The sequence below is a fragment of the Streptomyces sp. NPDC088747 genome (assembly GCF_044751025.1).
Classification (GTDB): Bacteria; Actinomycetota; Actinomycetes; order Streptomycetales; family Streptomycetaceae; genus Streptomyces.
Map to the genome: position 1 here is coordinate 267596 of NZ_JBIVKZ010000003.1, position 21033 is coordinate 288628.

The window sequence follows — 21033 nt, forward strand, 5'->3', positions numbered from 1 at the left end:
GGCCGGACTTCCCGTAGCGGCATATGCCCCTGCGAGGGCCGTCCACCACGCGACTCCTCGCACCGCCCGGGGCCTCTCGTACGCGGCGCAGCGTGACCTCACCCACACGGCTCGCGCCCCGAGCGCCGTGCCCCGCCCGACCGCAGGATGGGGAACATGCCGAACCCTCCCCAGCTGCGCGCCGCCGCCCTGACCGTCACCGCCGTCCTGTTGTCCTCCTTGATGACGGGCTGCGGCGACGACTCCACGGACGAGGATCTGACGGCCCAGAAGCTGAGCTGGAAGGACTGCCCGGCGCCGTCCGGGTCCGAGGGCGGCGGGAGCGCTCCCTCACCCCTCCCGGGCGGTACGCAGTGGCAGTGCGCCACCCTGAAGACGCCCCTCGACTGGGCCGAGCCCAAGGGCGACACGATCGGGCTCGCGCTGATCCGGGCGACGACGAGCGGGGACCAGAGCAAGCGCGTCGGTTCGCTCGTCTTCAACTTCGGTGGCCCCGGCGGCTCCGGCATCACCACGCTGCCCGCCTTCGGCGAGGACTACGCGAAACTGCGCACCCGCTACGACCTGGTGAGCTTCGACCCGCGCGGGGTCGGCCGCAGCGCCGGTGTGCGATGCGAGAGCGACGACCAGCTCGACGAGTACTTTCAGCAGGACGCCACTCCGGACGACTCCGCCGAGCGGCAGAAGCTGCTGGCCAACACCAAGGGCTTCAACTCGGCCTGCGAGAAGAACTCCGGCAGGACCCTCCCGCACCTGCGCACCACGGACGCGGCACGCGACATGGACCTGATGCGTCAGGTCCTCGGCGACGACAAGCTGCACTACTTCGGCATCTCCTACGGCACCGAACTCGGCGGCGTCTACGCACACTTGTTCCCCAAGAACGTGGGCCGGGCGGTGTTCGACGCAGTCGTCGATCCGACACAGACGCCGGAGCAGGGGTCGCTCGGGCAGGCCGAGGGATTTCAGCTCGCGCTCGACAACTTCGCCGAGGACTGCACCTCGAAGACCGAGGACTGCCCCATCGGCGACTCCGCCCAGGACGTCAAGGACCGCATCGCGAAACTGCTGACGGACCTCGACAGCAAGCCGATCCCCGGCTCCTTCCCACGGCAGCTCACCCAGACCGCCGCGACCAACGGCATCGCGCAGGCCCTGTACTCCAAGGACTTCTGGGAGTACCTGACGGAAGGGCTGGAGCAGGCGTACGACGGCGACGGCAAGGTGCTGATGCTGTTGTCGGACTCGATGAACGGGCGCAACCAGAACGGGCAGTACAGCAACATCACCGCGGCGAACATCTCCATCAACTGCGCCGACGACAAGCCGCGGTACACCTCCGACTTCGTGGAATCGAGGCTTCCGGCGTTTCGGGCCGCCTCACCGCTGTTCGGCGACTATCTGGCCTGGGGCATGGTCAGCTGCACCGACTGGGCGGTGGCGGGCGCCGCCGACCACCCCGACGTGAGCGCACCCGGTTCGGCGCCGATCCTCGTCGTGGGAAACACCGGCGACCCGGCGACGCCGTACGAGGGGGCCAGGAAGATGGTGGACGCGCTGGGCGAGGGAGTGGGCGTCGAACTGACCTACAAGGGCCAGGGACACGGCGCCTACGACAGCGGGAACAAGTGCGTGCAGAACGCCGTGAACGGATATCTGCTGGAGGGCACCGTGCCCTCGGCGGGAACCGTTTGCTCCTAGAAAACCGCAGGTCAAACGGTTATCCACAGGGCGTGCGGGGTGCGGACGGCGGGCGCCTAGTATGGCCTGCATGTGATCCGCGACATCCGGCGGACCACGGGCGAGGGGGGAAGTTCATGACGCGATTCATCCGGTGGACGGCCGCGGCCGCCACCGCGTTGCTGGTGGCCGGCTGCGGCGGAGGCTCGTCCGACGACGGCGAGGACGAGGGGAAGAACAGCGACAGCCCGTCGGCCGCCGCGCCCTCTTCCGCCACCCCTTCCGGCCTGCCCGCCTCCCTCACCTCGCAGAAGCTCGACTGGGGAAGTTGCAAGGGCACTTCGGACTCCCCCGCACCGGGCGGCGACTGGCAGTGCGCCACGCTCAAAGTCCCCCTGGACTACGCGAAGCCGACGGGCGAGACCATCGGCCTCGCGCTGATCCGCTCGAAGGCGAGCGGTGACCAGAGCGACCGCATCGGCTCACTCCTCTTCAACTTCGGCGGCCCCGGCGGCTCGGGCGTCTCCTCGATGCCTTCGTACGAGAGTGCCGTCGGCCGGCTCCACGCGCGGTACGACCTGGTGAGCTGGGACCCGCGCGGGGTCGCCGCCAGTGAGGGCGTGCGCTGCCGCAGCGACAAGGACATCCAGGCCGCCGAGTCGGTGGACGCCACACCGGACGACGCTGCCGAGGAGACGGCTTTCCTCAAGGACGCCACGGACTTCGGCAAGGGCTGCGAGAAGGCCGCGGGCAAGCTGCTGTCACACGTCTCGACGACCGACACGGCCCGCGACATGGACCTGATGCGTCAGGTCCTCGGCGACCAGAAGATGCACTACTTCGGCATTTCGTACGGCACCGAACTCGGCGGTGTGTACGCCCACTTGTTCCCGAAGAACGTGGGACGCCTGGTGCTGGACGCCGTCGTCGACCCCAGCGCCGACACCGTGGGCCATGCCAAGAACCAGACCCTGGGCTTCCAGCGCGCCCTGGACAACTACCTCAAGTCCACAGGCCAGAACCCCAAGCAGGGCTCCCAGAAGATCGCGGACCTGTTGAAGCGGATCGACTCGAAGCCGCTGCCGACCTCCTCCGGACGCGACCTCACCCAGACGCTCGCCCTGACCGGCATCGTCCTGCCGCTCTACAGCGAGCAGGGCTGGCCGACGCTGACCAGCGCGCTGAGCGCGGCCGAGGACGGGGACGGTTCGGAGCTGCTGTCGCTGGCAGACGGATACAACGACCGCGATTCCTCGGGGAACTACGGCACGACGACGCATTCCCAACGGGTCATATCGTGCTTGGACGACAAGCAGCGGCCGACTCCCGAGGAGACGAAGAAGCTGCTGACGGAGTTCGAGAAGATCTCGCCCGTCTTCGGCGCCTTCCTGGGCTGGGACACCGCGGGCTGGTGCCACGACTGGCCGGTGGCCGGGCAGTACGACAACCCGGAGGTCAGCGCACCGGGGGCCGAGCCCGTCCTGGTCGTCGGCAACACGGGCGACCCGGCGACGCCGTACGAGGGCGCCCGCAAGATGGCCGACGAACTGGGCAAGGACGTCGGTGTGGAGCTCACCTGGAAGGGCGAGGGACACGGGGCCTACGGAAGCGGGAGCGACTGTGTCGACTCCACGGTGGACGGCTATCTGCTGAACGGCACGGTGCCGAAGGACGGCAAGGTCTGTTCATGACGGTGGCGGGGGTTCCGGACACCCTCGGTGTCCGGAACCCCCGCCACCGGCGGAGCGTCTGCTCAGTAGATCGGCTTGTCCGGCTCGATCTGGTTGACCCAGCCGATCACACCGCCGCCGACGTGCACCGCGTCCGCGAAGCCCGCGGACTTCAGGACAGCGAGGACTTCCGCACTGCGGACACCCGTCTTGCAGTGCAGGACGATCTTCTTGTCCTGCGGAAGGGTCTCCAGGGCGGTGCCCATGAGGAACTCGTTCTTCGGGATCAGCTTGGCGCCGGGGATCGAGACGATCTCGTACTCGTTGATCTCGCGGACGTCGATGATCTCGATGTTCTCGCCGTCGTCGATCCACTCCTTGAGCTGCTTGGGAGTGATCGTCGAGCCGGCGGCCGCCTCCTGGGCCTCCTCGGACACGACGCCGCAGAAGGCCTCGTAGTCGATGAGCTCGGTGACGGTCGGGTTCTCACCGCAGACCGCGCAGTCGGGGTCCTTGCGGACCTTGACCTGGCGGTACTGCATCTCCAGGGCGTCGTAGATCATCAGACGGCCGACCAGCGGCTCACCGATGCCCGCGAGGAGCTTGATCGCCTCGTTGACCTGGATGGAGCCGATGGACGCGCACAGCACACCCAGGACACCGCCCTCGGCGCAGGAGGGGACCATGCCGGGGGGCGGGGGCTCCGGGTAGAGGCAGCGGTAGCAGGGGCCGTGCTCCGACCAGAAGACGGACGCCTGGCCGTCGAAGCGGTAGATCGAGCCCCACACGTACGGCTTGTTGAGGAGCACGGCCGCGTCGTTGACCAGGTAGCGGGTCGCGAAGTTGTCCGTGCCGTCGACGATCAGGTCGTACTGGCTGAAGATGTCCATCACGTTCTCGGCTTCGAGCCGCTCTTCGTGCAGGACGACGTTCACGTACGGGTTGATGCCGAGGACGGAGTCGCGCGCGGAGGCGGCCTTGGAGCGGCCGATGTCCGCCTGGCTGTGGATGATCTGGCGCTGCAGGTTCGACTCGTCGACCTCGTCGAACTCCACGATGCCGAGCGTGCCCACGCCCGCCGCGGCCAGGTACATGAGCGCCGGCGATCCGAGGCCGCCGGCGCCCACACAGAGCACCTTGGCGTTCTTCAGCCGCTTCTGCCCGTCCATGCCCACGTCGGGGATGATCAGGTGGCGGGAGTACCTGCGGACCTCGTCTACGGTGAGCTCGCCGGCGGGCTCGACCAGGGGTGGCAGCGACACGGGGACTCCGTTGGTCGGTCAATCACTACAGTTGTTCTCCCCGTAACACTGCCACGCCCTTCTTCATTCCGAGACACCCGTTCCGATCCGCGAGACGATCTCGTCCCAGTAGCCGGGCATGGTCTCCCAGGGATCGGCGCGGCCGCCGCGGTCCGTGCGATCGGTGAAGTAGATCGTCGAGGCGCCCTGCCAGCGGGCGATGCGCAGTGCTTCGTCGAGATGGCCGCGCGGTACGCCGTGCACGAAGTGGCAGAAGCGCTCGGGCGGGTAGTCGGCGGTCCACTCGGCGACCTGCGACCAGCGGTAGTCGCTCCAGGAGCCGGAGAAGGTGACCAACTGGTCGGCGTTCTCCGCGTATCCGGGATACGGATGACTGCCGTGGCCCAGCACGATGTGTGTGTCGTCGCGGAGCGCGCGGAGTGTGGTGACCGTGCGGCGGACCTCGGGGAGCATGGCGCGCTCGGTGGGGCAGCGGTCCAGCAGGAACCCGTCGACCTGGTACCAGTCGAGATACCGGTGGGCGTCGGAGGCCAGTTCGCCGAAGGGGCGCGCGCCGTGCGCGGTGTCCAGGTTCCCGAGCACCCGGATTCCCGCGTTGCGCAGCCGTCCGGCGGCTTCGAGGCAGTGCGGGTCGGGGCGGATGCCGGGACCGTTGCCCACGTTGAGGACGACCCAGTGCAAGGGGGTGCCGGGGCGGGTGAGTTGGGCCCATTCGACGGGAGCGACGAGGGGGTGCGCATAGCCGGGGATGCCGAAGCGGAGGCCCAGGTCGGTGCTCGTGGTGCTCGTTGTGGTGCTGGTCAGATACGGCATGCCGCCTCCATCCAGATGTCGGCGAGGGATTCTTCGAGGTTGATCCGGGGCCGCCAGCCGAGCCGGTCGCGTGCGGTGCGCACATCGGCCTGCTGCCAGCTGCCGCAGCCGTCCGGGTAGGGGTACGCGACCGGGGCCGCGTGGTCCGGTTCGCCGCGGGGGTGGCCGATGGTCGGCCTGACGGGGCTGGGAGGTCCGTCGAGTTCGTGCAGCGCACCGCCGTAGCCGGCCACACGGGCGAGTACGGCGGCGGCGTCACGGAGGCGTACGGCACGGCCGGAGCCGATGTTGATGACGCCCTGTGCGGCGGAGAGCGAGGCGGCGTGGACGGCGCGTGCGACGTCGCGTACGTCGATGAAGTCGCGCTGGACGCCGAGTCCGCCGAGTTTGAGTTCGCCGTCGCCGGACTGCATCGCGCGGCGCAGGGCCTCGGCGAGGCGGCCGAGCGGGGAGCCCGCCGGGGTGCTGGGCCCCGCGGGTGAGAACACCCGTAGGACGACGGCGTCGAGGCCGGACCCGAGGACGAGTTCCGTGGCGGCGAGTTTGCTCACGCCGTACGGGCCACCCGGGCGTGGCACGGCGTCCTCGGCGGTGGAGGAGCCGGGCTGACTGGGTCCGTACTCCGCGCCGCAGCCGATCTGCACGAGGCGTGCTCCGCAGCCGCTGCGGCGCAGGGCCTCGCAGACGGTGGCGACGGCGACGGTGTTGTGCCGGGTCAGTTCGCGGGCGCCGCCCCGGGTGGCGCCGGCGCAGTTGACGACGACTCCCGGGTGCACCGCGTCCAGGAAGCGGGTGAGCGCGCCGGGGCTGCCGGACGCGAGGTCGAACCGTACGTCGGCGTCGTCGCCCCGGCCGAGCGCGGTGAGCTGCACGGCCGGGTCGGCGAGCAGCCTGTCGGCGACGAAGCGGCCGAGGTAGCCGTTGGCTCCGATCAGCAGGACCCTCATCGGGCGGCTCCCGGGGCGGATTCTCCGGTTCGGGAGGTGATCATCTGGCGTTCTCCTTCGGGTGATGCCGTGGGTCAAGGGGAGGGCCCGCGGTGTCGGCCCCGCGGGAGCGATGTGCCGGGGACGGGGGGTGAACCCCGGCCGCCGGGCGTGGCTCACAGCGGTGGGGGACACCGTGAGCCAGGTTTCGGGTCGTGGCGCAACGCACCGATCTCGGTGGACGCGGACGACGCCTCGGGTCGGTTCGTGGGCCTGCGAACGGGCCGGTCCTGGCATCGGTCCCGGTGTGGGCGCCAGTGCGGCCCGGTGCCGCCCAGGTGTGCGGAGTCCCAGCGCCGGCGCGGTGCCGTTCACGACGTGCGCGCCTGCCCAGGCACGGGCAGCGGGCCCGGTTTCCGTATCGACACGGGTAGCGGTCGCGGGTCCCGTGGCGATACGGGTGGCGGTCCCGGTTCCCGTGTCGGCGCCGGTCCGCGACGCGGGACGGTCGCAGCTCCGCCGGTGGTACTGGACGTCCGCTCGTCGGTTCATGCCGCCTCGCCGGTCTGGGCGTGGGCCGAGGCGCGGGTCAGGGTGCGGGTGGAGTGGAGCAGGAGGACGAGGGTGGCGGTGGCGCACGCCAGGGCCGGGACGGCGCCAAGTCCCCAGGCCCCCACGAGGGTGTCGACGGGGACGGACAGGAACGCGCAGCCGGGGAGGCGGCCGGCGAAGACCGCTGCCAGGGAGAGGGCCTCGGCCACGCCGGCCGTGGCCAGGACGACGGCCGGGGCGTGGGTGAAACCGCGAGCGGCGAGCAGCCGGGCGAGCAGGAGCAGCGTGCCGAGGGCCCCGGCACCGGCGTAGGGGACGGGTTCGCCGAGCGCCGCCCCGCACAGTGCGAGCAGTCCGATGAAGGTGCACAGGAAGAGCCCGAACACCCCGAGGAGCAGGGGTTTCACGGAGGAGGCGAACTCCTCCAGACCGCGGCTGGCGGCCAGTTTGCGGCGGGCTCGTACGGCGAAGAGGTGGGCGCACCAGGCCGCCGGGGCGCAGCCCAGGGCGAGCGCGAGGACCGGGGCGGTGGCCAGGGGCCAGGGGCCGTCGGGGCCGCCTTCGACGCCGGCACGCAGGAGCCCGTCGCCGAGGAGGGCGTACGCGATCAGCCAGCATGTCCACGCGCGCGTGGAGTTCGTCGTGTGGTGATGAACGCTCAGGGGGCCACGGCTGAGGGCGACACGCAGACCGAAGGCGACGGCGAGGGCGCCGATCACGGCGATCGCCAGGCGCGGTCGCCCTTCGGTGAGCCGCAGTCCCGTCACGGCGGCAGCGCACAGGGCACCCGGCAGCAGCGCGAGCACGGCCCAGTCGGCGCGCCCTCCGGGACGTGCGGGGGATGCCGGGCGCCGTGCGGGCTCCCCGTCACGGGGCACGCGGGCGTACAGCTCCTCGGCGAGCGAGAACACGTCCCGGTGCCGGAACCGCGCGGCGGTCCGGTCGGTCACCCCGTGCGCCTCAAGGCCCGCAGCGATCTCCAGCGGGTCCACGGCCCGCTCGCAGAGCTCCCGGTGCCGGTGCATCAGGGCTTTCACCGGGTCCACGCCGGCGCGGCGGCCGCTGGACCGACGCGCGGCACCACCCGCACTGTCCCGCGCCCCGCCGAGCACCTCCGGAACCCCGTCGACGGGCTCACCCGCCGACCCCGCCCCCTCGCGCACGCCGAGCACGCCGGGTGCGCCCAGCGCTCCCCCACCGTCGGCACTGCCCGCATCGCCGACACGGCCCGCACCGAACCCGTCGACATCGTGCGCCCGACCCACCCCGCGCCCCCCGGCCACCTCACCGACCCCCGACCCCGACCCCGACCCGGACCCGGACCCGGACCCGAATCCTTCAACCAGCTCCGCGCCCGCGACTTCACGAACCGCTACCGGAGCCGATACCGGCTCCCCCTCATCCCTCTCAAGCCGTACGTCCATCTCGCCGACCCCCGTCACAAGCCACTCCTCCGACCGCGCGTCCCAGGCGCCGGGGCTGTTGGGGCGTCCCGGCCGGTCCAGTTCTCCGAGTTCGTTCATGAGGCGCTCTCCCCGGCGGGGACGGGAACCGTCGCGCGTACCGGGGCGTCGGCGGCCCAGCGCGGGCGGCCCGTGGGCATCAGGCGGGCCTCGGTCCAGCGGCCGGGCACGTGGGCCTCGGCGGGGACTCCGAAGGGGAGCGGTTCCCCCGTCTCGTCGACGACCACGCGCCGTAGCGGGGAGTGCGAAACAATATCCAGGTAAATGCCGTGAAATGCCGTGATGTTCTGCTCGACGGTGAACAGTTCGAGGGCACGTGCGCGGGCGGCGGCGCCGAGGCGCTCACGGCGCTCGGGGTCGCGCAGCAGGGCCACGCACGCCTCGGCGAGCGCCCGTGGATTGCGTGGCGGCACCACGAGGCCCGTACCGCCGATGACCTCGACGACCGCGCCCACGTCCGTGGAGACGGTGGCGCGACCGCAGAACATGGCTTCCACGAGACTGATCGGGAAGCCTTCCACGACGCTGGACAGGACGATCAGGGCCCCGGAGGCGTATGCCTCCGGGAGGCTGGGGACCTCCGGGCCGCCGATCTCCTCGAAGGAGACCGGGTTGTCGCCGACCGCGTGCACGCCAGTCGCCTCGTCGGGGAAGAGCTGCGCGGCCAGTGCCTTGCAGTGGGCGAGGTAGGTCGCGCCCTCCGGTCCGTCGGCGGGCGCCCCCACGATCCGCAGCCGGGTCTTCGGCTCCTCCTTGCGGATCTCGGCGAAGGAGTGCAGCAGCGAGATCAGGTCCTTGGCGGGTTCGATACGGCCGACCCACACGAGTGTTTCCGGGTCCGCGTATCCGGCCGTCTCCTGGCCCTCCCCGACCTCCGCGAAGCGGGAGGCCTCCATGCCCGGGTAGACGGTGCGCAGCTTGGCGCGGTCGGCGCCGCACCGCTCCTGCCAGCGGCGGGCGTGTGTGTTGCCTGGCGTGATGACCGCCGCCGCGCGGTACACCTCGCTGGTGAGCCTGCCGTGGAACGCGGCGAGCAGGGCCCGTACGGCGGGGACGTCGCCGACGGCGGCGGACGCGAGGTAGTGCGCCCGCAACTGCACGCCGTACTCCGTGACGAGCAGGGGCACCCCGGAGAAGTGCCGCGCGAGGAGGCCGGGGAGTGCCGCCGTGCCGCCGGCCGTCGCGTGGCACAGGTCGACCGAGTCGAGCCCGTCGCCCTCGTACCAGTCGAGGGACAGGGGCCGCAGCGCTCGTTCGACATGGGCGGCGACCGTGAGCAGGTCGGGCACGCGGGCGGCGCGTGCCGCACGTAGTGCGCCGGGCGCACGACAGGCGCGCTCCAGCGCACGTACGGCGCCCTCGGAGCGGAGTGCTCCGATCAGACCGCCCTCGTCGCGGGCGAGTTCGGCGAGTTCGTAGAGCGCGCTGCCGAAACGGTCCGCCTCGGCGTCGGCGCCGCCCCCCGAGCCGTCGGCACCCCCGGCGGGAGAGCCGTCGGCACCCCCGGCGGGACCGGAAACCCCCGCGCCGGCGGTCGCCGCCTCGGCCCCCTCGCACATCGCCGCGGCCAACTCCCCGTACGCCTCGGCGAACCGTCGCCGCGCCCGGCGCCCGTACACCACACCGTCGTCCTCGGCCATCCACAGCGGCGCCGTCCGTACCCGGCTGACCTGCGGCGGCAGTTGGATCCAGCCCTCGTCCTCCTGGCGCTCGCTGCGGCTGAGCGCGTAGATGTCGAACTCGTGCTGCCCGAGCCCGCGTACGAGCCGGTCGCACCAGAGCCTGGCGTCACCGCTCACATACGGATAGCCACCCTCCGTAAGCAGTCCGATGCGCACGAGTGCACCCCCGATCTCCCTTGTGGGGAGCCGCCGTTGACCCGGCGGCTCGCAGCGGGACGAACGTATGCGGACATGACGGTGGCGCGACGGACGGTTGTCCATCGCGCCACCAGAAGGGGTGAACGGTCGTAACTTTCCCGCGCAGGCCGCGTTCGCTCGCGCTAAGGGATCAAGCAGTCACGTTTCGCTGGGCTACGGCCAGTGCCCTGCGTGCGGCGCGGCGTTGGGCCGCGACCTCCGGATCGAGCGCCGGTACGGCGGCCAGCAGCTGCTTCGTGTACGGGTCGCGCGGGGACCCGTACACCTCGTCGGCAGGCCCGTGTTCGACGATCCGCCCGTGCCGCATCACGGCCACCCGGTCGCTGACCTGCCGTACCACGGCGAGGTCGTGGGCCACGAAGACCAGGGCGAGACCGAGTTCGCGTTGCAGTTCGGCGAGCAGCGCGACCACCTGGGCCTGGGTGGTGACGTCGAGCGCGGAGACCGGCTCGTCGCACACGATGGCGTGCGGCTCGGCGGCGAGCGCCCTCGCGATGCCGACGCGCTGGCGCTGTCCGCCGCTGAACTCGTGCGGGTAGCGGTCGTAATGCGCCCCTTCGAGCCCCACGCGCTCCAGCAACTCCCGTACGCGCCCCCGGACGCGCCCCTCGTCGCGTTCTCCACCCGCGCGCAGCGGGTCGGCGATGGACTCCCCCACGCTGCGCCGGGGGTTGAGCGAGGAGACCGGGTCCTGGAAGACCATCTGGACGGCGGGGTTCACCCCGGCCTGTTCCCGGCCCGCGTAGCGGACCGTGCCCGCCGTCGGCTCCAGGAGCCCCACCAGCATCCGTCCCAGCGTGGTCTTGCCGCTGCCGCTCTCCCCCACGACGCCGAGAGTCTCCCCGCGCCGGACGGTGAGCGACACGTCGTCCACGGCCGTGAACCGCCGCTTCCCGCGGCCGAATTCGCGCCGCAGCCCGACGGCTTCGAGCACGGCACCGTCCGAGCCGGAGCGCCGGTCGGAGGCAGAGCCGGCACCCGAGCGCGAACCCGAGCCCGAGCCCGCCTGCGAATCCACCCGAGAGCCCGATCCCGCGCGAGAGCCCGAACCCGCCACCTGCGGCGGCACCCGCCCCGGGCCGCCCCTCCGACCCCCCGGATCGGCTCGCCCCCCATCCACGCGCGGCACCGCCGCCAGCAACTCACGCGTGTACGCCTCCCCCGGAGCGCCGAGCACCGCGCCGACCGCCCCGTGCTCGACGGCGCGCCCGTGCCGCATCACCAGCACCTCGTCGACGCTCTCGGCGGCGACGCCCACGTCATGGGTGACCAGCAGCAACCCCATGCCCGTCTCCTCGCGCAGGGTGTGCAGGAGGTCGAGGATCTGGGCCTGCACGGTCACGTCCAGGGCGGTCGTCGGCTCGTCCGCGATCAGCAGCTCGGGCTCGCAGGCCAACGCCATGGCGATGAGCGCGCGTTGGCGCATCCCTCCGCTGAACTCGTGCGGCCGCGAACGGGCCCTGCGCGCGGCGTCCGGGATGCCCACCCGGTCGAGCACCTCGACGGCACGCGCGCGTGCCGCACGCCGGGAGGCCCTCGTGTGCACCCGGTACACCTCGGCGATCTGGGCGCCGATCGCGTAGTACGGGTCCAGGGACGACAGCGGATCCTGGAAGACCATGGCGGCCTTGGCGCCGCGCAGCCGCCGCAGTTCGTCGTCGGAGGCGGCCTGGACGTCCAGGCCCGCCACCCGCACCGCTCCCCCGACGCGCGCCCCGGTGCCCCGGTGCAGCGCCAGCAGGGCCGACGCCACCGTCGACTTGCCGGAGCCGGACTCACCCACGAGACCGAGCGCGGCCCCCTTCTCCAGCCGGAAGGAGAGCCCGTCGACGGCACGCAGATCCCCGAACTCGACCGTGAGACCGCTGACTTCCACCAGACCGGCGCCAGGGTCACCATGGGGCCCGGCGCCAGGACCGACGGCGAAGTCGATCTCGGAACCACTGCCGGAACGGCTGTCGGAGCTCACGACAGCACCACCCGTCGGTCGGCCACCGCGAACAGCACGTCCGCGACGGCGTTGGCCAGGACCACGAAGAAGCCGGTGACCAGGACCATGCCGACGACCACCGGCAGGTCGACGACATTGACCGCGTGGACGAGTTCGCGCCCGAGACCGGGCAGCCCGAACATCGTCTCGGTGAGCACGGCACCGCCGATCGCCGACCCGAAGTCGTTGGCGGTCAGCGCGATGACCGGCGCGACGGCGCCCCTCAGGGCGTGCCGCCCGATGATCGAGCGCTCCCGTACGCCGTACGCGCGAAAGGTGCGCACATGGTCCTCGGCGAGCGTCTCCAGCATCGACGCCCGGGTCAGGCGGGCGTACTTGGCGGCCTCGATCAGCGCGAGGGCCAGCCAGGGCAGCAGCAGGTTCCACGCCCACTGCTCGGGATCCTCGGTGAACGGCACGTACTGCGGGAAGGGCAGCCACTGCAACTGCCCGCAGACCACGATCATCAGCACGAGTCCGATGACGAAGACCGGCGTGGCGGTGCCGGCGAGCGTGACGCCGGTCAGCACGCGCTCGGTGATCCGGCCGCGCCGCCAGGCCGACAGCACGCCCGTGCCGACGCCCAGGACCAGCCACAGCACGGCCGCGCCGATCACCAGCGAGAAGGTGGCGGGCAGTTTCGCCCAGATCAGCCGGGTGACCTGCTCGTCGCTCTGGTACGAGAGCCCGAGGCAGGGCGCGTCGCAGTGTTCCACCGACGTGCCCGTCGAGTAGTCGTGGCCGACGACGATGCCCTGGAGGAAGTGCCAGTAGCGCAGGTAGAGCGGGTCGTCGAGGTTCAACTGCTCGGCCACCTGGTGCACTTGGGCGGGCGAACAGCGCGGACCGCAGGTGATCTGCGCGACGTTGCCCGGGGCGACGTAGAAGACGAGGTAGATGATCACGGAGATCGCGAGCAGGGTGACGACGGCGCCGACCAGCCGCCGTAGCACGAAGCCGGCGAAGCCACTCGGCCCCACCAGGCCGCTCATGCCCTGGCCTCCCGCCTGCGGCCGGTGCCCACCCGCAGCCGTGAGGCCGCGCGCGGGTCGAGGGCGGTGCGCACCCCGTCGCCGAGGACGGTCAGCGCGAGCACGGTGACGAACAGGGAGCCGGCGGGCAGCAGCAGGTACTGCGGCGCCGCCTGGTACCAGATGTCGGCCGCGGTCAGCATCTGTCCCCAGGACGGGGTCGGCGGCTTCACGCCGACGCCGAGGAAACTGAGGGCCGCCTCGACGGTGATGTTGATCGGGACGAGCAGGGCCGCGTACGTGATGACGGGAGCGGCCAGGGCGGGCAGCAGTTCGCGGCGGGCGACGTGCCAGGAGCCCCAGCCGCTGAGCCGGGCCGCTGCCACGTAGTCGAGTTGCTTGAGCGTCAACGTGTGCGCGCGCACGATCTTCGCGGTGGAGCCCCAGGCGACCAGACCGATGACGAGCGCCACCAGCAGGGGCCGGGGGAAGCTGCTGGGCACGATCGCGAGCAGCGCGAGGGACACGATCATCAGCGGCATCGCGAGGATGATGTCCGTGACGCGGCTCAACAGTTGATCAACCCATTGATTGCCGAGGGCGGCGGCGACACCGAGGACGACACCGATGAACACCTGCACCACGGTCGCCGCGAACGCGACACCGAGGGAGACCCGGGCGCCGTACACGAGCCGTGCGAACAGGTCGCGGCCGGTCTGCGGTTCGACGCCGAGCCAGTGGTCGCCGCTGATGCCGCCGAACGGACCGACGGGCACGCCGCCGCGGGCGGAGTCCACCAGGCCGGGGTGGTAGCTGGTCGGGTCCTGGCCCTCGATCGCGGTGAGCAGCGGTGCGGCGAGCGCGACCAGGACGAGGAGCGCGACGACGGCCGCCGCGACGAGGGCGGCGCGTTGTGCGCGCAGTCGCCGCCAGAACTGACGGGCCCCGGAAGCCCCCGGGACGGACGTGTCCGTCCCGGGGGCCTCGGAGGCGACAAGTGCCTCGCTCACGGCGCTACTTCACCGCGACCTGGGAGATGTCCAGCACGCCGGTCCAGTCGCTGATCACGACGTTCTTGATGTCCTTGCCGTACAGCCGCTTGTAGACGGGGTGGAACAGCGGCACGGTGAGTGCCTGCTCACCGATCTTCTTGTCCAGGGCGCCCCAGCGCTTGGCGGCCTCGTCAAGGTCGGTCAACTTGTTGATCGCGTCAATCTCGTCATTGACCGACTTGTCGTTGAGGAAGCCCGTGTTGAAGTTGGCGCCGTCCTCGACGATCTGCCGTCCGTCGAAGATCGGGGCGAGGAAGGGACCGCCGGAGGGCCAGTCGGCACCCCAGTGGGCGAGGAAGAAGCCGGGCTCGGTCTTGACGCTGTGGATCTTGTCGCTGTAGTCGTTGTCCTCGAGTCCGTCGAGCTTGACGGTGATCCCGGCCTTCTTGAGGGCGTCCTGGACGGCGGTCGCGATCTCCGGGCTGGTCTCGAAGTCCTGGGCGTTGGAGTGGGTGAGCGTGACCGTGAGCCCGTTCGCGTAACCGGCCTCCTTCAGCAACTCCCTGGCCTTCTCCGGGTTGCCCGAGGCGCCGGCCGGGAAGTGGTCGTACGCCGTGTAGCCGAAGGACTTCTGGTCCGGCAGGTACGTGGTCGCGGCCTCCGCCAGCGACGACCCGCCGGCCGCGTTGATCACCGACGTCCGGTCGACGGCGTACGAGATGGCCTCCCGCACCTTCGGGTCGTCGAACGGCTTCACCTTCGGGTTGAAGGCGATGTAGTTGGTGTAGCCGAAGTGCCCGGTGCCGACCCGTGCGGCGAGTTCCTTGTCGCCGGTGACCTTGGCGAGTTCGGCCGGGCCGAGGTTGGTGTCCGTGGTGACGGCGGCGGCGTCCGCGCCCTGGGACGAGGAGAGCCGCTGGTTGATGACGGAGGAGTCGATCCCCGACCGTACGTCGATCTTGTCCGGGTAGGCCTTGCGCTCGGCGTCGGTCGAGGCGGACCAGTACGTGTTCCGTTCCAGGATCAGCCGCTCACCGTCGTTCTCGTTCGAGACGACCTTGTACGGGCCCGAGGAGACCGGGTGCTCCTCGTACTTCGTGCCCTTGTCCTTGGCCTCCGGGACGGGCGAGAACTGCGTCTGCGTGGCGAGGTAGGGGAACTCCCCCTCCGGCTTGTTGAGGCGGAAGACGATGGTCAGGTCGTCCGGCGTCTCGATCGAGTCGAGGCCCTTCTTGTCCTTGTACGGCCCCTCGTAGTCGGCGCCGCCGATCAGCCAGTCCCTCAAGTAGGGCGCGCCGCCGGACAGTTCGGCGGCGAAGGAGCGCTCGATGCCGTACTTGACGTCGGCGGACGTGATCGGGGTCCCGTCCTCGTACTTGAGGCCCTTCTTCAGGGTGTACGTCCACACGGTCGCGTTCTCGCTCGGGCGGCCCGTGTCCGTGGCGAGGTCGGGGACGACCTGGGCGCCGGCGGCCCCGTCCTCGCGGTTGCGCGTGGTGAGCGTACGGAAGACGAGGGAGGGGACGTTGCCGCCGCCTGAGGTGTAGAGCCGCGCGGGGTCGAAGTCGCTCTGCGGGTTCGAGTTCAGGACGGTGAGCGTGCCGCCCTTCTGCGGCTTGGCGTCGCCGCCGCCCGCGTCGGCATCGTTGTCCTCGGGCCCGCAGGCCACGGCACCCGCTGCCACGGCGAGGCTGACGGACACTGCGGCCACTCGGCGCGCTATGACGGACGGTTGACGCATGGGAACAGACCCCTCAGGTAATTCGGAGAATGCCGCGCGACGACGTCGCGGCGGGCAGGAGAGCCGCGGAAATCGCCCCTGCGGCACGCCGAATTCCGGAATGAGCTGTTTCCCGGTGTTTCATCGATGATTTACCGGCCAGTGTCCGGCAACCCGGACAGGGCCTCCGGGAATCCGGAAGGAGGAAAGAACACCGACGCGCGCGACAGAGGCGGGCGTCAGCGACAGAGAATGTCGGCCACGCAGAGCGCGGTCACGCCGATCAGCGCCAGCTCAATGGCGGCGCGAGCGGAGACGTGACGAGGCGACATGCGGAAAAATATGAACCAACTCCCGCCGCATGTCAATGTGACCCCTGATACCTCGATCAACTGCCGGGATAGGGCCAGGGGTTGGCCTTGCAGTGGATCCCGTCGTGGTCGAGGAATTTGGTCTGCTGCTGCATCACGGGGGCGAGTTCGCCGTCCTTGTCGCAGGTGACGTGGCCGTAGCCGAGCCGGTGACCGACCTCGTGATTGATCAGCATCTGCCGGTATGCCAGCATTTTGTCACCGTAGGTCTCGGATCCCTGCGCCCAGCGGTACGCGTTGATCATGACGCGTTCCGTCGACGCCGAGTCGCACGACACATTGTCCTCGGTGGTGTCGAGTCCGGACCTCGCACACCATTCCGCGGTGGTTCCCGGGCTCGCCAGCGTAATCACGAAATCGGGCTTCCCGGAGGAAATCCGCTCAAAGGTACGGCCGCCGTCGTGGGCCCAACTCCGGTCGTCGTTCAGGGTTTTCTGCACGGCCTGCGCGAAGAGCGTGGCGTCGAGGCCGAGCCCCTTTTCCACGTCGACGCGGTAGGTGTACTTCTGCCCCTTGCCGGGCGCCTTGGCGAGCCCGCGGACCGCGTCGAACTTTCCCGATCCGCTGAGCTTCGCACCGAGCGCGTACTTCGCGCCCATCTTCTCGCCGTACGTCAGCGCCACCGGGCTCGGTGTCACCGACGGGGCGGGGGCGTCCGGGGCGCTCAGGGCGGCGCGTCCTTCACCGCCGTTGGACTGCGCCCGTACGCCGGTGTCCTCGCGCCCGTTGTCCTCCCGGCCGCTCGCCACCTGTCCGGCCACCACGACGGCGAGCACGGTGGTGACGGCGGCCGCCGCGATCCCCGTGAACGTCCGCCCCTTGCCGCCCCTGCCCCTGTCCGGCTCCTCGACCTCGGCCGGCGGCTTCTCGCCGGTCTCCGTGTCCCAGTCGGTCACGGAGGCGTAGGGGTCGTCACCGCGCGGGGCACCGGCGCGGGGCGCGAAGAGGTCGTCCTCCTCGTCGGGTTCGGCCCCGAAGGCGTCGATGTAGGCCTGCCGGGCTCCCGGCGCGGCCAGGTACCGCTGTGGCGGCGTCCGCGGCCCGTGATACCCGGACTGACCGTCCGCCGCCGCACCCGCGTGCGCGCCCGACAACAACTCCCCCCAGGCACCGCCCGGTTCACGCGTCTCCGGATGACCGCCCCGCACCTGGGGCACACCGCGCGCGGGCGTCCCGTCGGGGAAACGGGGCAGCCCGTGAGCCGGAGTCCCGTCGGGCAGCCGAGGCACACCACGGGCCGGAGTCCCGTCGGAGAGTCGAGGCACACCGTGAACCGGAGTCCCGTCGGCCTTCCCGATCTCCCCCGCCCCGTCGCCCTTGTCGATCCTGTCGTCGGCGCGCCCCCGACGGCTATGACGTCCCACGCCGCGCCTCAGCTTCCCGCACTGCCGGTGGTCGCCGACGAAGGCGCCAACTCACCAGAGTCCACGAGGAGTTCACGGAAGGCCGTGGCTACGGTCTCCGGGTACTCCATCATCGCGACATGGCCCGCGTCCGGCAATGTCAGCAGCCGCGCGTCCCGGAAGGCGCGGGCCGCGCGCTGGGCCATACGGAACCCGACGAGCTGGTCACGGCCGCCGTAGATGAGGAGTGTCGGGGCGAGAACCCGCTCGGCCTGGCGCCAGAGCCCGTGCTGGCCGCCCAGCGTGTACGCGTTCACGATGCCGCGCGCCGACCGGGCCATGGCGTCCCAGAAGTACGGGAGGGCGAGCCGCCGCTCCATCTCCTCGACCGCCTCGTTGAAACCCTCGGGAGTCACCATGCCGGGATCCCCGTAACAGAGCGTGAGGACTCCGCGTACGCGCTGCTCGGCGCTCCAGTCCTTGGTGAGCTTCGTGAACAGCGCCGCCACCCCGGGCAGCGCGATCATCACCGTCGGCCACGCGGTGCGCTGCGGGCGGAGCTCCGGCAGCGCGGGCGCGACCAGGGTGAGCGTGCGGACGAGATCGGGCCGTACGGCCGCGACACGCGTGGTGACGGCGCCGCCGAGCGAGTTGCCGAAGAGGTGAACGGGGCCGCGCCCCGACGCGTCCAGGTAGCGGATGACCGCGCGCGCGTGCCCGGTGACCGAGTAGTCCCCGTCGTCCGGTGGAGGCGAGTCCCCGAAGCCCGGCAGATCGATGGCCTCACTGTCCACGAACCCTTCGAGCAGCGGCATCAGCGCCGACCAGTTCTGCGAGGAACCGCCCAGGCCATGCACGTACAACGCGGGCGGCAGTCCGTCACGCGCGGGCGGCCTCGACCGCACCGTCAGCGTGATCCCGGGCAGACCGACGGATCTCAGCTGCTCGCCCGCCGCGATCCTGACAGCGCCGACCTTCGGTGTGACGGTGGAGGCCAGCACGGAGGGCAGCTCGGTCGAAGACATGCGGCAATGTTACGAGACGATCACGCAGTGGTTCGTGTGTTCGCCGTCACAGATCCGTTCGATGTCACGGATTGCGAGCAATGGGCGTGCCGGATCGCGAGCGATATGCGGCACAGATCGCTCGCGAACGGCGAACGGATCGCATCGCGCCCCGATCGGGTGTCTCCTAGGCTCAGACAGGGGCACTCGTATCCCGTACAGAAGTGCACCTCGTAGCAGGAACGCACGCGCACCACTCGGGAAGAGGAATCATGACAGTCGACCCCACGGACCCCGAGACCTTCGCGAACGAGGACGAGCCCGAGGAGCTCGCACCGGAAGCCCCCGAAGCCGACGCGGCGGAACAGCGCACGGGCCTGGAACCGGGCGAGGCCGAGGCCGCCCCGGTCGGCGACCCCGCCGGCGCGGACGAGGGAGACCTCGCCGAGCAGGCCCGAGTCGTGGAACTCGACGAGGACGACTACCGGTGACGGCCTACGGGTGACGCGCCCACCTCGCCCGCGTACGGCACTGTCTGTGCCGTTATCGCTCCGCGTCCGGTACGTGAAATTGTGCGCTCGCACCGCGCACACGGCGGTTACCGAAAAGTACGATGGCGGCGCGGCGCTCACCGCATGTGGACAATTTTGGGAGGCGGCGTGACAGCCATCGAGCAGACAGAGGCGGCACGCCCGCGGGGCACTCGCCTGCCGCGCCGTGCCCGACGCAACCAGCTCCTCGGCGCCGCCCAGGAAGTATTCGTTGCGCAGGGGTACCACTCGGCCGCCATGGACGACATCGCCGAGCGCGCGGGCGTCAGCAAGCCGGTTCTCTACCAGCACTTCCCGGGCAAGCTCGACCTGTACCTCGCGCTGCTCGACCAGCACTGCGAGTCGCTGCTCCAGTCCGTACGGACGGCACTCGCGTCCACCACGGACAACAAGCTGCGCGTCCGGGCGACGATGGACGCCTACTTCGCGTACGTAGAGGACGACGGCGGCGCCTTCCGGCTGGTCTTCGAGTCCGACCTGACGAACGAGCCCGCGGTCCGCGAGCGCGTCGACAAGGTGACGCACGAGTGCGCCGAGGCGATCTGCGACGTCATCGCGGAGGACACCGGCCTGTCCCGCGCGGAGTCGATGCTCCTCGCCTCCGGGCTGGGCGGTCTGGCCCAGGTGGTGGCCAGGTCCTGGCTGCACAGCGACCGCAGCGTCCCGCGCGACCAGGCGGTCCAGTTGCTGACCTCGCTGGCCTGGCGGGGCATCGCGGGCTTCCCGCTGCACGGCATGGACCACCACTGACACCGGAACTCCACCACCGACACAGGAACTGAGGAAGCGGCCGAGGGGGGTGAACCCCCCGGCCGCTTCTTTGTTCCCGTCCGCTGTTCGCTCCTGGCGTTCTCGGGCGGAGCGTGCGCGTCCCCTCACCGGGCTAATGTGTCCTGCGTACAGCGCGGACACACGCGCACATCACTGACCGTCGGAGGGACAAAGCCGTGGAGGTCAAGATCGGCGTGCAGCACGCGCCCCGCGAGATCGTTCTGGAGAGCGGTCAGACCCCGGAAGAGGTCGAGCGCGCGGTGTCCGAGGCGCTTGCGGGCAAGTCGCAGCTGCTGAGCCTCGTGGACGACCACGGCCGCAAGGTCCTGGTTCCGGCCGACCGCCTCGCGTACGTGGAGCTCGGCGAGCCCACCCAGCGCAAGGTGGGATTCAGCGCGCTGTAGTTCGGGCGAGCAGACGGAAGGGGCCCGGTGGCACTGCCACCGGGCCCCTTCCCGTACGCGCGGACACTTCCCGTACGCGCCCGAACCCGCTTCCCGGACCCGGCCGAACACCTCTGCTCAGGGCGGCTGTTCAGGCCTGCTCAGGGCGGTTGTTCCAGACTGCCGTTCAGCACAGATGGAGCACAGTTCCACCACAGGGGAGGATTGCATTCCGCACGTCAGGGGTAGGACGGGCTACGACCGAATTGCTCCGACCGTGCGGGAGGGACCCCACCATGCTCTTGGAAACGCTCGGCTCCGCGATGCTCGGTCTGGCACTGGCGTGGGCGGCCGCGTACCGCCTGCCGCACCGCCTCCCGAGCCGCCGGATGGTCCTGCCGACAGGCGTCGCCGGAGCCCTGTTCGGCGCCTTCCTGACGCACACCGCGCTGGGCGCCGCCAACCTGCTGGTGATCCTCGTCGGCGCCGTCGCGGTCTCCACCGCCTCGCTGTCCCTGCTGCTGCGCCCGGCGGAGGGATTTCGCCGCCGCTCGGCGACGGCGTAGCCAGCCACGCGACCCGCCGCGTACGCCGAGCCGCCGTACGCATCGCCCCACGCACCGCCGCAGCCGCGAGAGCCATACCCACCGCCGCGGGAAGCGGCGTTGAGGACCCGAGGCCCGTTCCCGCG

Annotated in this window: 18 protein-coding genes; 6 read left to right on the plus strand and 12 right to left on the minus strand. The window is 70.9% G+C overall.

The genetic code is table 11. From position 1 onward, the window contains the following. Positions 1–156 precede the first annotated feature (156 nt). Positions 157–1701, plus strand: a complete 1545-nt coding sequence (locus ACIP79_RS09580; RefSeq protein ID WP_401221496.1) for an alpha/beta hydrolase — start codon at positions 157–159, stop codon at positions 1699–1701. 116 nt (positions 1702–1817) lie between these two features. Continuing rightward, on the plus strand, positions 1818–3371 hold the full coding sequence (locus ACIP79_RS09585; RefSeq protein WP_401221499.1) for an alpha/beta hydrolase: 1554 nt from the start codon (positions 1818–1820) through the stop codon (positions 3369–3371). 62 nt (positions 3372–3433) lie between these two features. On the opposite strand, the gene moeZ is transcribed toward ACIP79_RS09585, so the two are convergent. From moeZ to ACIP79_RS09645, 12 genes are all read right to left on the minus strand, one after another. Continuing rightward, complete coding sequence (moeZ, locus tag ACIP79_RS09590) at positions 3434–4612, minus strand: adenylyltransferase/sulfurtransferase MoeZ (protein ID WP_383685524.1); 1179 nt, start codon at positions 4610–4612, stop codon at positions 3434–3436. Between the two features lie 63 nt (positions 4613–4675). Continuing rightward, on the minus strand, positions 4676–5425 hold the full coding sequence (locus ACIP79_RS09595; protein ID WP_401221501.1) for a spherulation-specific family 4 protein: 750 nt from the start codon (positions 5423–5425) through the stop codon (positions 4676–4678). Beyond that, a complete protein-coding gene (locus ACIP79_RS09600; RefSeq protein WP_383685526.1) occupies positions 5413–6372 on the minus strand; it encodes an NAD-dependent epimerase/dehydratase family protein in 960 nt (319 codons plus the stop codon). The genes ACIP79_RS09595 and ACIP79_RS09600 overlap by 13 nt, the downstream gene beginning before the upstream one ends. Positions 6373–6899: 527 nt before the next feature. After that, positions 6900–8426 (minus strand): hypothetical protein, encoded by a 1527-nt coding sequence (locus tag ACIP79_RS09605; protein WP_401221505.1) that lies wholly within the window; start codon positions 8424–8426, stop codon positions 6900–6902. Further along, entirely contained in the window at positions 8423–10204 is a 1782-nt protein-coding gene (locus tag ACIP79_RS09610) for a DUF3492 domain-containing protein (RefSeq protein WP_401221507.1), read from the minus strand. The genes ACIP79_RS09605 and ACIP79_RS09610 overlap by 4 nt, the downstream gene beginning before the upstream one ends. Positions 10205–10376: 172 nt before the next feature. Beyond that, positions 10377–12122: a dipeptide ABC transporter ATP-binding protein gene (locus tag ACIP79_RS09615; protein WP_401222099.1), complete on the minus strand. Its 1746-nt coding sequence runs from the start codon at positions 12120–12122 to the stop codon at positions 10377–10379. Positions 12123–12211: 89 nt separating this feature from the next. Next, positions 12212–13228: an ABC transporter permease gene (locus ACIP79_RS09620; protein WP_401221510.1), complete on the minus strand. Its 1017-nt coding sequence runs from the start codon at positions 13226–13228 to the stop codon at positions 12212–12214. Then, entirely contained in the window at positions 13225–14217 is a 993-nt protein-coding gene (locus ACIP79_RS09625) for an ABC transporter permease (RefSeq protein WP_401221513.1), read from the minus strand. The genes ACIP79_RS09620 and ACIP79_RS09625 overlap by 4 nt, the downstream gene beginning before the upstream one ends. Positions 14218–14221: 4 nt before the next feature. Beyond that, positions 14222–15940 carry an ABC transporter substrate-binding protein gene (locus ACIP79_RS09630; RefSeq protein WP_401221515.1) on the minus strand — a complete coding sequence of 573 codons (1719 nt, stop codon included), beginning with the start codon at positions 15938–15940 and terminating at the stop codon, positions 14222–14224. A gap of 218 nt (positions 15941–16158) precedes the next feature. Then, complete coding sequence (locus ACIP79_RS09635; RefSeq protein WP_365443299.1) at positions 16159–16251, minus strand: Ms4533A family Cys-rich leader peptide; 93 nt, start codon at positions 16249–16251, stop codon at positions 16159–16161. A 56-nt stretch (positions 16252–16307) separates the two neighbouring features. Next, on the minus strand, positions 16308–17654 hold the full coding sequence (locus tag ACIP79_RS09640; RefSeq protein ID WP_401221517.1) for a DUF3152 domain-containing protein: 1347 nt from the start codon (positions 17652–17654) through the stop codon (positions 16308–16310). 8 nt (positions 17655–17662) lie between these two features. Further along, positions 17663–18658, minus strand: coding sequence for an alpha/beta fold hydrolase (locus ACIP79_RS09645; protein WP_401221520.1), 996 nt, complete (start codon positions 18656–18658; stop codon positions 17663–17665). 251 nt (positions 18659–18909) lie between these two features. Between ACIP79_RS09645 and ACIP79_RS09650 the strand changes: the two genes are divergently transcribed. The 4 genes from ACIP79_RS09650 (at position 18910) to ACIP79_RS09665 (ending at position 20908) form a co-directional block, all read left to right on the plus strand. Then, complete coding sequence (locus ACIP79_RS09650) at positions 18910–19128, plus strand: hypothetical protein (RefSeq protein WP_383685542.1); 219 nt, start codon at positions 18910–18912, stop codon at positions 19126–19128. Positions 19129–19296: 168 nt separating this feature from the next. Beyond that, positions 19297–19938: a TetR/AcrR family transcriptional regulator gene (locus tag ACIP79_RS09655; protein ID WP_401221524.1), complete on the plus strand. Its 642-nt coding sequence runs from the start codon at positions 19297–19299 to the stop codon at positions 19936–19938. A 197-nt stretch (positions 19939–20135) separates the two neighbouring features. Continuing rightward, the gene (locus ACIP79_RS09660) at positions 20136–20363 is read left to right on the plus strand and encodes a DUF3107 domain-containing protein (protein WP_028801993.1); all 228 of its coding nucleotides are present in this window, start codon (positions 20136–20138) and stop codon (positions 20361–20363) included. 275 nt (positions 20364–20638) lie between these two features. Then, positions 20639–20908: a hypothetical protein gene (locus ACIP79_RS09665; RefSeq protein WP_401221529.1), complete on the plus strand. Its 270-nt coding sequence runs from the start codon at positions 20639–20641 to the stop codon at positions 20906–20908. The last annotated feature ends 125 nt before the right edge of the window (positions 20909–21033 follow it).

Excerpts from the sequence above, each read along its gene's own strand:
- ACIP79_RS09580 (WP_401221496.1), top strand. The coding sequence starts at position 157 with ATGCCGAACCCTCCCCAGCTGCGCGCCGCCGCCCTGACCGTCACCGCC.
- ACIP79_RS09585 (WP_401221499.1), top strand. The coding sequence starts at position 1,818 with ATGACGCGATTCATCCGGTGGACGGCCGCGGCCGCCACCGCGTTGCTG.
- ACIP79_RS09595 (WP_401221501.1), bottom strand. The coding sequence starts at position 5,425 with ATGCCGTATCTGACCAGCACCACAACGAGCACCACGAGCACCGACCTG.
- ACIP79_RS09600 (WP_383685526.1), bottom strand. The coding sequence starts at position 6,372 with ATGAGGGTCCTGCTGATCGGAGCCAACGGCTACCTCGGCCGCTTCGTC.
- ACIP79_RS09605 (WP_401221505.1), bottom strand. The coding sequence starts at position 8,426 with ATGAACGAACTCGGAGAACTGGACCGGCCGGGACGCCCCAACAGCCCC.
- ACIP79_RS09620 (WP_401221510.1), bottom strand. The coding sequence starts at position 13,228 with ATGAGCGGCCTGGTGGGGCCGAGTGGCTTCGCCGGCTTCGTGCTACGG.
- ACIP79_RS09630 (WP_401221515.1), bottom strand. The coding sequence starts at position 15,940 with ATGCGTCAACCGTCCGTCATAGCGCGCCGAGTGGCCGCAGTGTCCGTC.
- ACIP79_RS09635 (WP_365443299.1), bottom strand. The coding sequence starts at position 16,251 with ATGTCGCCTCGTCACGTCTCCGCTCGCGCCGCCATTGAGCTGGCGCTG.
- ACIP79_RS09645 (WP_401221520.1), bottom strand. The coding sequence starts at position 18,658 with ATGTCTTCGACCGAGCTGCCCTCCGTGCTGGCCTCCACCGTCACACCG.
- ACIP79_RS09650 (WP_383685542.1), top strand. The coding sequence starts at position 18,910 with ATGACAGTCGACCCCACGGACCCCGAGACCTTCGCGAACGAGGACGAG.
- ACIP79_RS09665 (WP_401221529.1), top strand. The coding sequence starts at position 20,639 with ATGCTCTTGGAAACGCTCGGCTCCGCGATGCTCGGTCTGGCACTGGCG.